Below are 11,458 nucleotides of genomic sequence, written 5' to 3' on the forward strand. Positions count from 1 at the left end.
TTAACTCACTGACCAAAAACAAGCTAAAGGGGATCAATGTTGATTTTGATGAGCTTAAAGATCGAAACAGCAAAAACTACACTACTTTTCAAAAAGAGCTTTATGAAACCCTGCATGCAAAAGGTTTCCTGGTTACGCAAAACATAGTGCCTGAAGACGAAGCCTTTGACATTACAAAACTACAGCACGTAAACGACTTCCTGTTCATCATGGCTATTGATGAGCATTATGAAGCCACAAATGCCGGCGATCTGTCAAACCAGCGCTGGGTTGAGCAGATCCTGGATGATGTTTGTTCAAAAGTTCCGTCAGAAAAAATAATTTTAACATTTGCGGGCGGGGCCTATGACTGGCGCGAAAACAGCGTAGGTAAAACAATGGGGTACCAGCAGGCTATCAGTACCGCCGATGAGCAAAAAAGCAAGATCACTTTCGACCCAAATTCGGCCAACCTGCATTACACTTATATGGACAAGGACAGCCTTGACCATACTGTTTATTTTACCGATGCTGCCACGAATTTCAACGTGATCCGCATGGCCGACGACTGGGCTACCGGCGGTGTGGCGCTATGGCGTTTGGGAGCAGAAGACCCGCGCCTGTGGACCTTCTTCCAGAAAAACCTGTCGATAGATTCTTTGAGAAAAACCGGTATCGACATGCGCAAACTTACCTCGGTAGGTTTGAACAACCGCGTAAATGTTGATTATGACGGCGACGGCGAGGTGCTCGACCTTATCACAACGCCTACCACCGGCGAGATCAATGTAAAAATGGATACTTCCACCTTTACTATTCTTGATCAGCATTACATCAAGCTTCCAACCAAATACGTGATCCGCAGGTATGGTTATGCCCCTAAAAAAGTGGTTCTAACGTTTGACGACGGACCAGACCCTGACTTTACGCCACGTATTTTAGATATCCTTAAAGCCGAAAAAGTACCTGCAGCATTCTTTGTGGTTGGTTCTATGGCTGAAAAGAATATGCAGCTGCTGCGCCGCGAATATGAGGAAGGCTACGAAATAGGTAACCACACCTTCTTCCACCCCGATATTTCAACCATTAGTTTAAAAAGGGTGATATTGGAGCTTAACTCCACCCGTAAGCTTATTGAATCGGTAACCGGCCGAAGCACTATTTTGTTCCGTCCGCCGTTTAATGCCGATGCCGAACCGCAAACCCTTGCCGAGGTTATCCCGGTTGCTGAAAGCCGCCGTCAAAGCTATATCACCATTGGCGAATCTATTGACCCATGGGATTGGCAACCCGGCGTAACTGCCGATAGCATCATTGCCCGTACCATCAGGCAAAAAGATAACGGATCGATGATATTGCTGCATGATGCCGGTGGCGATACCCGCGAAGAAACTGTTAAAGCCCTGCCCGAGATCATCCATTACTTTAAATCGCACGGTTACCAGTTTACTACCATTGCCGATGTGCTTGGTAAAACTAAGGACGACCTGATGCCGCCGATTAAAAATGATCCAAGCACAGGCATTTTCGGTCCGGCTTATGATGTTTTTGTCCATGGGTACTACTATATCAACTGGGCGCTGATCTATGTATTCCTGTCGGCCATATTCCTGGCTATCGGCCGCATTGTGCTTATCGGCATTTTAGCGGTAAGGCAGCGTAGCGTAGATAAAAAGTCCAAAAAACTTGATCGGGATAAAGATGTGATGCCTCCGGTGAGCATCATTGTTCCTGCTTACAACGAGGAAGTTAATGCAGTGGCAACCATTCAAAGCCTGCTCAAAACCGATTATCCATCATTCGAGATCATTTTTGTTGATGACGGATCGAAAGATAAAACATTTGAGGTTGTAGAGGCTGCTTATAAAGGCAACCCGCTTATCAAAATATTAACCAAACCAAACGGAGGTAAGGCGTCAGCATTAAACTTCGGTATCACCCACGCTCAAAATGATTTTGTGGTTTGTATTGATGCCGATACCCAACTCAAAACTGATGCCGTTTACCAGCTGATGACCTATTTTACCGATGAGGAAATAGGCGCCGTAGCCGGAACTGTTAAAGTGGGTAATGAAACCAATATCATTACACGCTGGCAGTCGATAGAGTATATCACTGCTCAAAACATGGACCGCCGCGCATTCGATCTCATCAACAGTATTACTGTCGTGCCAGGTGCAATAGGTGCATTCCGTAAATCGGCTATTTTCCGCGCGGGAGGCTTTACTTATGATACCCTTGCCGAAGATTGTGATCTAACCATGCGCATTCTTAAACAGGGCTATGTAGTACGCAATTGCGCCGAAGCTATTGCTTATACCGAAGCGCCTGAAAGTATCAATATGTTGCTTAAACAGCGGTTCCGCTGGAGCTTTGGCGTGATGCAAAGCTTCTGGAAAAACCGCGACGCGCTGTTCAATAAAAAATATAAGTTTTTTGGAATGGTGGGGATGCCAAACATTCTTATCTTCCAGATCATATTACCGCTGTTCTCCCCTCTTGCAGATCTGATGATGCTGTTCGCCCTTTTCGGCGAAAAACCGGAGAAAATGCTGCTTTACTACGTGGCATTTGTGGTTGTTGATTTTATAGTAGGCATCATCGCGTTCCGCATGGAAAAGGAGGATTACAAGAAACTCGTATACATTATTCCACAGCGGTTTATGTGGCGGCAGCTGATGTATTATGTGCTCTTTAAATCCCTGCGCAAAGCGTTAAAAGGCGAATTAAGCGGATGGGGCGTACTTAAGCGTACCGGCAATGTAAAAGTTGATGGTTCGGGCAATAAAAAAGCACAGCCGATTTATATCGTAATTGGCGTTGCAATAGTTGCAGTGATCATTTACTTTCTCTATAAACATTATAGTTAGCATTGAAAGGGCCTGCAGTTTGTAACTACAGGCCCTTTCACATTCAGAGAATCGGATAGCGCATTTCTTATCACGCTTTAAGCTCTCCGGGGTCGATGCAAAAGCTGCGTCAAGATAAACCTTATTATACCAAAACAGCTTTTCGCTTGCGATGTAAATGTATAACGGTAAATATTAGGGCAATTACTACTAATAATATTACCCAGGTATCAAGCGGGCAACCGTTCGGATCATAATCTTCATCGTCAGGATCACCGGAACAGGGTACTTGTTGTGCAAACGCGGTAGCAATGCTAAAAAGAAAGATAACGACTACCGTAATGAACTTATACGCTTTGTGTATCATACTTTTTATTGCTTGATAAATTTGGCCGAAGCGATGGTCTTTTTAGTGCTGTTATCAATAAGCAGGATGCTGTAAAAACCTGTCTGTAATGATGAAACATCCAGTTGACCTGTGTTGGAATTAAAGGCAGCCCTTTTTAAAAGAGCTCCCATGCTACTGTAAATGTCAACGCCAAAGGTTGTTTTTACTGGTTCGTTGGTAGTGAAGTGCAGATAGTTTGATGTAGGATTAGGATACACCGTAAAAACATCCGCCCCATTGCTATCCACAGAAATGATCACAACATTTGAATATTTTACAATCCCGTCCAGATCTGTTTGTTTCAGGCGATAATAGCCGGTTTTAGCGGTAGCATCAGCAAAACTGTAAGAACCAGAACCAGCCGATTGCATGGTACTTATCGTCTTAAAATCTTTATCATTTGCACTATATTGTATTTCAAAAGTGATATAGGTAAATTCATTTACGGTGTTCCACTTTATAATATTTGAATTGATGTTGCGCTGGCCGGTAAAAGCAGTCAATGCATATGGCGGCAAAGGCTTTTTACTGATAACAATTTCAAAGCGGTTATTGCCATAAGTGGCGGGAACCTTTTTATCGAGCTTAAACCCGTAGCTATCGTTATTGCGTATGTTCAGCGAATCGTTTTGAAAATGGTCAAGAAGCCATACATCGTAATACTCGGGTATAGCCGATATATCCACTTTATTTATCTTATAATCGCCGCTTGCAATGTCATTAACGCTCAAAAAAACAGAGGTCCTTTGTTTGTTGAGCGGCTGCGAAGCAATAGATACTTCGTGACCATCAGTAGTCATGGCTCCAAATAACACAGTTTGCCCGTTTCCATTCAGATCATCGGCATCCTCGGTTTCCTTGTAATTATTGCTATAAGTGTCAGAGAAACGGAGCTGCGCAATATCGTAATTGGCAGAATCCTGTATCATTTTTAGCGTTATTGCAGGCCTCGGCACTTCCGCTTTAAATGCGATAGTTCCGGGGAGCTTTGTTTTTAAGTTCTCTGTAAATGAGATGGAACTGGAACTGCTATTAGATTTAAGGTAAAAACCCTGCCCGGTTTGTATCGTTACTCCGGCAGATAGATCTTGTGCGATTATACTGTTACCGCCCGGTGCAAAAGTGTAAACAAAGGGTGTAGTGCCAGTTAAAGCCGCGGCAGGTATCGTAATATTAGATGGGTAAGGGTTGCCGACTAAATTATAACCAGTACCTGCATTAGCTAATGTATAAGTAAACGCCTGTTGGTTAAGTGTGCCCGATTGCAAACCAACCACATTTTTTTCGGGTATGGCAAAAGTATTGGTAGCGGATGACCGGATCAGTTTTTGGGTAATGTTATGGATATTATCCCCCCTGAAATAAAAATAAAAACCTGAGCCAACATTCACAGTTGGAGCAGGTATCAATGTTGTTAACAGAGTAAACAACCCGTTGGCCGTAGTGTAAAATAATATGGTTGGCCCATTGGCACCATAGCTTGCAGGTTGATCAAAACCGTTAGCATTGCCGCCTGCTCCGGTAATAAATAAATTGGTTTTTAAGCTCGAAAAGTTATATGTCGCGGCTGTGGATACCGGAAGCGTGCTGCTATTATTGACTGGTGAGCTCATCAGCCGCCATCCCCGGTTGGCAATGCTACCGCCCGTAAAATAGCGTTGAACGACAAAAGTGCCGGTTAATTTGGTATTGCCGGGGATACTTCCAATTGAGCCAGTTCCGTTGGCATCAGAAAGCAAGGTAAATGTTCCGGCTGCATTGTTAAAAGTGACCGGATTAGGTGATCCAAATTGAATTGATGCAGTACTGGCCAGGGTTGATAATCCCCCGTTTATTTTAAGAGAGCCAACTGCAGGTGTTGCAACACTGCTATTTAAGGTAAACACTGCTGCTGAATCGACACTTAAACCATTGTTCACCGTCATGGTTTTGCCGTTGAGATCCAATAACACAGCACTCGCGGCCGAACTGGTTGAACCTAAACTACCAATCTCAAGGTTACCAATTGTAATATTAGGGCCCGAATTGTTATTTATGGGATTGTTATTGTTGGTGTAACTTATATAACCAATGCGTACGTTATCTTTACTACTGGTAATGCCGGGCGCAGTTGAGGTTGACACGCCATTTTTTAACCAGTTTGTAACAACTGTCCAGTTACTGTTAGTAGCCCCAGTCCAATCATATATCGGCACACCGAGCGAAAACTGCTGACCATCGGTATTTGAAGTACCTATTGTAGCTCCGGAGTTAAGAGCGAGCGATTTGTATGTAAATTGAAATGTTGTGGGGCTACTGACTGGCGTAAGCCAATCGGCCATGATGAAATAGTAAGTGGTTTGGTTAAACGGGAGCGTTTCGGGCGGTGTATTTGATGGCGTGGTCAGATCTAACTTAAACACATTAGATGTTAAAACTATCGTCCCGCCAACCAGGTTTGCCGGGACGGCCGTAGCGCTTGTAAAAGTACTGGACGTTGATCTGTAAACCCGGAAGTTGCTAAAAGCAGCCGGGCTGATAGCGGTCATATTCAACTGGATATTACTGATCGCGGTCTGACTACCCGTATTGGTCAATGAAAAGCCGTATAAAACTATGTTTGTTTGGTTTAAAGTTAAAGTGGTACGTGAAATACCATTACCACTGGAACCTACCGTATTTTGGCCCGTTAACATAATTGTAGGCGTGGCAAACGCGATAGGATAACCATTAATAACCGATTGGGGCGGATTTACCGTTTGAGCAGTAAATGCTGATCCCCCTGAGAGTTCGGTATAAGCTACCGCATGCGGATTAAGGGAGAATGTTACTGCATTAGGATAGCTTTTAAAATTGCTGTTAAAGTTAATGTAAACAAAAAAATTCCTCGTAATGCTGCCTGTTGCCGATGGTGGCGTAAAATCAAGCGGCGTATTAAAATTGAGGTTTATAGTTGAGGAATTGCTACCAACAGCGTTAGTGGTAGGCACCGGAGTGTTTGTGCCCGAATTAAAATCTGTCCCGTTGTTCTCAACCACATAAACATCTGAAGTACTGAAAAAAGGAGCAGAAGTTCCGGATAGTGCCGCTGATAACGCCACCTGGGTTACCAAAGCCTTGTTATTGGCAACCGTTATAGAAAAACCAAAAACACAAATGCCCTGCTGCGTATAATAAATATCATTTACCTCAATGCCGTTGTCTTTTGGAACGTTATTTCCGGTAACGGTCACAATAGCGGGGTTGGTCCATGTGTAGGTAGGCCCGGTGATGGGAGTTATTGTAGTGGTATTAACTTGTGATAAATTAAAATTGAAGCTGGTTGGCGACGGTGTTGGCGCATTCCCCCCAACATCAAAAGTGACTACCAGGAAAAAACTTGCCGGGGTGGAATTTATAGTCTGGCTAAAATTACTTATCGTCAATGTATTTGAACCTGGGCCACTAACAACAAAGCTGGTCGAGGTGCCGGTCACAACAGTACCTGTACCTGCAGCATAAGTTGCATTTACGCCATTTATTCGAACCAGAGATATACTGCTGCTGGTTTTAGTGAAATAGTTTAAAATATTCTGATTACAATTGAATGTCAATGATGTCAATGCAGAACCCACGGGGTCGGTCAGCGTGACACCCAATACCGCGATACGTTGCCCGCCGGATATATCAGTCGGAGAAGTTAAACCATTGGTGTTTGCTGTGGCTATTATTGCCGCTTGTGTTTTAACAAAAGCGGCAATTAATATTACAGAAACGAATAGGTATTTAAATAGATGTTGTTTCAAGCTTAGGGTTTTTCCCTAAGATTTGCAAAGATGGTGCTAATGGCCAGGTTGTTATTTATTGCGTGTGTGGTGTAAAATTGCGTGAAAGAAAAAAGCGAGAAATAAAATTTTCTTAATGATTTAATTCGATATAAGAGATACTTAATTTATCGTACCGCTTATTAAATGTTGTTTTTACAGATACATTTCAAATGTTGTGTGTTCATGAGAATGTCTAATTGTCGATGAAACTATATAACAAACGAGAAATCAATATGATCAAGAAATAAAGCTTGTAGCTATGAAAATTGGGCAAGCTAAAACTTCAATTTAAACCGTGTATTTTTTTTCCCGATACTGGCAAGGAAATACACATATCGAAATCATCCAAGTGCTTTATTTGCTCTATTACATAATAATTCCATACAACTGAAAGACTTATTGATTCTATAATATATACCTGATAGTGAGTTTATTATACCACTCTTAAAGCTACCTGCTATTCACAGATTTTCAGATAATGACGAAATTAGTTTTCAGCCCAATAACATGGCACAGTAGCTATACGGGAATGCACCGCTGCCGCTGTCCGAAGTCTCCGACTTCGAACGACTATGCCTGTAGTTTGTAACTACAGACTACTCCTTTTCAATCAAACAAACAGCATAAGCCACAACACCTTCTTCACGGCCTATAAAGCCCATTTGTTCATTGGTGGTAGCTTTAATAGAGATATCTTCTTCACTGATAGCCGCAGCTTCGGCTATATAGGTTTGCATTGCAGGGATATGCGGATTGATCTTTGGCGCTTCAAGGCATATCATGGCATCGATATTACCGATGACAAAACCCTTTTCTTTGACCAGGGCAACCACATGCTGTAAAAGGATCAAACTGCTGATACCCTTCCAACGGTCATCTTTATTGGAAAAATGAAAGCCTATATCGCGCAGGTTTGCAGCACCCAGCAGAGCGTCGCAAATTGCGTGTAATAACACATCGGCATCAGAGTGTCCATAGGCGCCCGCATGGTGCTCAAGTTTAACTCCGCCTAAAACAAACGGGTGATTTTCTTTTAACTGATGTACATCAAACCCAAAACCTACCTTAATTTTCCCCATTATCTTCTTGAAGCATTTGTTGTACCGCCAAAACTTGCCGACAAAGTGAAGCGCAAAGTATTGGCAAGGGCACTATTTTGCTGGCTGGCCGCCAGGTACGAAAAATCGAAATCAAAAACACTGTATTTAAACCCTATCCCCATGGTAACATAATGCCTGTCGCCTTTGTTAGGGTTTTCATAAAAGTAGCCTGCCCTTACGGCAAACTGTTTGTTATACCAATATTCAACACCCGGCGAAAAGCTGATCTCTTTCAACTCTTCACTAAAGCCCCCCGGTGCATCGCCAAACGATTGAAAAAGTCCGGCAGGTACAGATACATTATCATCCTTTCCTTTTATAATATTACCATTCACATCGCGCAGCGGCGGAGTTGGTACCAGTAACTTGTTAATATCAAAGGTTGCTGTAAACTCATTGACATCGTCCAATTGCCAGGTGTTGGCTACGCCTAATTTTAAATTGGCTGGTAAAAAATATTTATTACCAACGTCGCTGTAGCTGATCTTGGTACCAATATTTGAAATGTGCGTTCCAAAAGCAAAAGTATTGCCATCGCCATAAGGTGCCGTATAGTATAGTGAAACATCAGCTGCAAAGGCATTACCTGCTTTTGCAGCCTGGCTTGAGCCGGTAGCAAACGAGATACTTGATATATTAGAATGGATGTATCTTGCAGTCAGGCCCAGCGAAAAATTATCGCCAAACTTACGGGCAAATGAAACATCCAGCGAATACTCATTCGGTGTGTAGGTGCCCTGATCGTTCGTATTATCGTCGGTAAGCTGGATGGAACCGTAATTAAAATACCGGAGCGAAGCGCCTATGGTATTTCGCTCATCAATTTTATGGGCATAGCTCAGGTATGATAAGCTGATGTCGGGCACAAGGTGCCTTAACCAGGGGCTGTATGATACCGATAATGCATCGTTACTTTCCAAAAATGCAAGCTTTGACGGGTTCCAGAAATTTGCATTTACATCCGGCGACAGCGCCACACCCGCATCCCCCATGGCACCCGAACGTGAATCTGGTGAAATATTTAAAAAAGGGACTTCGGTAGGAATTGCATTGACATTACTTCCATTAGTATTTGTTTGTGCTGCAGCAGCAAGGGGTAATAAAAAGGGGGTAATAATAGCAAGGCCTCGAAATGTAAAAAGCTTCATTTGTAGGAGTTAGGTTATCGCAATTTGTATTTATAAAACAGGATCATGACTTGTTTTGCATTTTCAAGCCTGGGCCTTTTGCTGAAAGTTAAACCAAAAATTTAAATCAACGCAACTAATTTCATCAATTTTTCGTTAAAACCCCTGATAACTGTACTATTTATTTCTAAATAATGGTTCATAAGCGTAAGCACTGTATCCATTTTTTTATAAATTTACCACTTAATATAACTGTAAAAATATGAAAATACTTTTTACTAAAACTGCTCTGGGACTGTTGGCTTTAGGGGCCGTGATGAGTAGCTGCAGTAAACGTGAGCAATCGCAAAAAACGGGTATAACTTATAACGACAAAAACAATGGCGGTTACGAGCGTTTCAGGCAAAGTCATCCATCTCCGGGGCCGGGATTAGTGCCTATTGAAGGTGGTACTTTTGTGATGGGCGGTAGTGCCGATCAGGACATTACTTACGATTATAACAACGTACGCCGCAGGGTTACCGTGCCATCTTTCTATATGGACGAAACCGAAGTATCAAACCAGGACTGGCTTGATTACCTGCACTGGATAAACATTACTTTTCCACAAGACCGCGAATTATACTATAACGCTGTGCCGGATACACTGGTTTGGCGTAAACCTTTATCATATAATGAGCCTTACGTTGATAACTATCTGCGTCACCCTGCTTTTCAGGATTACCCGGTTGTAGGTGTAACCTGGGACCAGGCACAGGCCTATTGCGCATGGCGTACCGACCGTACCAACGAAAACATTTTACGTGAAACAGGCAAGTTAGTAGCCTGGAAAGATCAGGGTAAAAAAGGCGGCGGCGGTGATGCCGGTATTGCAGCTAACGGACAGCCGTTTAACACTGATATTTACCTGAACGGCCAAATGACCGGTGCTGGGGTCGACGGCAAAAAAATGATGCCTAACCTGAGCCCTAATGCCCAGGCCGGAACCGGAAAAGGCGGTAAAGCCGTTAGGCCCGTACGTATGGAAGACGGCATCCTGAAACAAGCTTACCGTTTGCCTTCAGAAGCTGAATGGGAATATGCAGCGTTAGCCCTTGCCGGCAACACTCAATTTGAAAACATTGACGATGGTAAATTGTATACCTGGAATGGTTTGGGTGTACGATCTGCAAAAAGTAAAACACGTGGTTTGATCATGGCTAACTTCAAACGTGGCAGCGGCGACAATGCTGGTGTTGGCGGTTACCTGAACGATAAGGCGGATATTACAGCTCCTGTACGTTCATACGCACCTAATGATTTTGGCTTGTACAACATGGCAGGTAACGTTAACGAATGGGTTGCCGATACTTACCGTCAAACATCATTTGAAGAAGTTGAAGACTTTAACCCTTTCCGTGGTAACGAGTTCACTAACAAACGCCTTGCAGATCCAAGCAAAGGCCTTTATGCCAAAGATAAATATGGCAAGCCTATCAAAGATCCTGCACATGCCAATAAGAAATTGAAATACAGCGAGCTTTTGGCTTTACAGCAACAAAATTCGGCAGCTCAAACAGCCAATCCGAATGCGCCGCTTGCAACTACACAAACAGGTTCACTTCCGGTTGATTCATTGCTGCCTAAAAACTCAGGAAAGGCTTACAACCCTGATGCAAGGGGCGAAAAGGATGAAGTTAACAAAGCTCTTTACGGAACAACCACACTGGTTAACGACCACTCCAAAATTTACAAAGGTGGCTCATGGAACGATATGGCATTTTGGTTAAACCCAGCTACACGCCGTTTTATGGATCAGGACGAAGCAAGTGCCGAAGTTGGTTTCCGTTGCGCAATGACCTTAGTAGGCGCTCCTGAAATTAACCCTAATGGCAAGCCTCACTACCCTGTTAAAAAGGCAAAACCATTTAAAGCAAGATAATTAATAAGAGATATTTTGAGCAAGGCCTTTCAGAAATGAGAGGCCTTGTTTGTTTATAAGCATCCAGCCAAATACATCAATCGCCAATCTGCATTGAAATTGCATCAAACGATGCTCTATCCGCGCTATCCGTCAATTGGCTCAACCCATTGGCTTCGCCAGGCAGGAGCTTCAAAGGGATCTGCGAAGTATTGAGTTTCGTGTACAACTTTACCATCACGAAACTCCATAATACTTACTGTGTATGCTGGTTTCTCCTGGTAGTTGATGGTATATTCTGTGATCCAGATATCACCTTTTCCGAGGATC

Annotated in this window: 7 protein-coding genes; 2 read left to right on the forward strand and 5 right to left on the reverse strand. The window is 43.1% G+C overall.

Annotated elements, in window-relative coordinates; all coding sequences use genetic code 11:
* Positions 1-2,849 (forward strand): glycosyltransferase (locus tag VF500_RS30895; protein WP_330863339.1); only part of this gene is annotated, 2,849 nt, incomplete at its 5' end.
* 124 nt (positions 2,850-2,973) lie between these two features.
* Here the strand turns inward: VF500_RS30895 and VF500_RS30900 are convergent.
* The 4 genes from VF500_RS30900 to porV all read right to left on the reverse strand — a co-directional run bounded on the left by VF500_RS30900 (position 2,974) and on the right by porV (position 9,249).
* Positions 2,974-3,195 (reverse strand): hypothetical protein, encoded by a 222-nt coding sequence (locus VF500_RS30900; RefSeq protein ID WP_330863340.1) that lies wholly within the window; start codon positions 3,193-3,195, stop codon positions 2,974-2,976.
* Positions 3,196-3,200: 5 nt separating this feature from the next.
* Entirely contained in the window at positions 3,201-6,980 is a 3,780-nt protein-coding gene (locus tag VF500_RS30905; protein ID WP_330863341.1) for a T9SS type A sorting domain-containing protein, read from the reverse strand.
* Positions 6,981-7,597: 617 nt separating this feature from the next.
* Positions 7,598-8,080, reverse strand: coding sequence for a 2-C-methyl-D-erythritol 2,4-cyclodiphosphate synthase (gene ispF / locus VF500_RS30910; RefSeq protein ID WP_330863342.1), 483 nt, complete (start codon positions 8,078-8,080; stop codon positions 7,598-7,600).
* The gene (porV, locus tag VF500_RS30915) at positions 8,080-9,249 is read right to left on the reverse strand and encodes a type IX secretion system outer membrane channel protein PorV (protein WP_330863343.1); all 1,170 of its coding nucleotides are present in this window, start codon (positions 9,247-9,249) and stop codon (positions 8,080-8,082) included. The genes ispF and porV overlap by 1 nt, the downstream gene beginning before the upstream one ends.
* A gap of 241 nt (positions 9,250-9,490) precedes the next feature.
* Between porV and VF500_RS30920 the strand changes: the two genes are divergently transcribed.
* The gene (locus VF500_RS30920; RefSeq protein WP_330863344.1) at positions 9,491-11,149 is read left to right on the forward strand and encodes an SUMF1/EgtB/PvdO family nonheme iron enzyme; all 1,659 of its coding nucleotides are present in this window, start codon (positions 9,491-9,493) and stop codon (positions 11,147-11,149) included.
* A 125-nt stretch (positions 11,150-11,274) separates the two neighbouring features.
* Here VF500_RS30920 and VF500_RS30925 read toward each other — a convergent pair.
* The coding region (locus VF500_RS30925) for a hypothetical protein (protein WP_330863345.1) at positions 11,275-11,458 on the reverse strand (184 nt) is incomplete at its 5' end.

The sequence above is a fragment of the Mucilaginibacter sp. genome (genome assembly GCF_036383575.1).
GTDB lineage: Bacteria > Bacteroidota > Bacteroidia > Sphingobacteriales > Sphingobacteriaceae > Mucilaginibacter.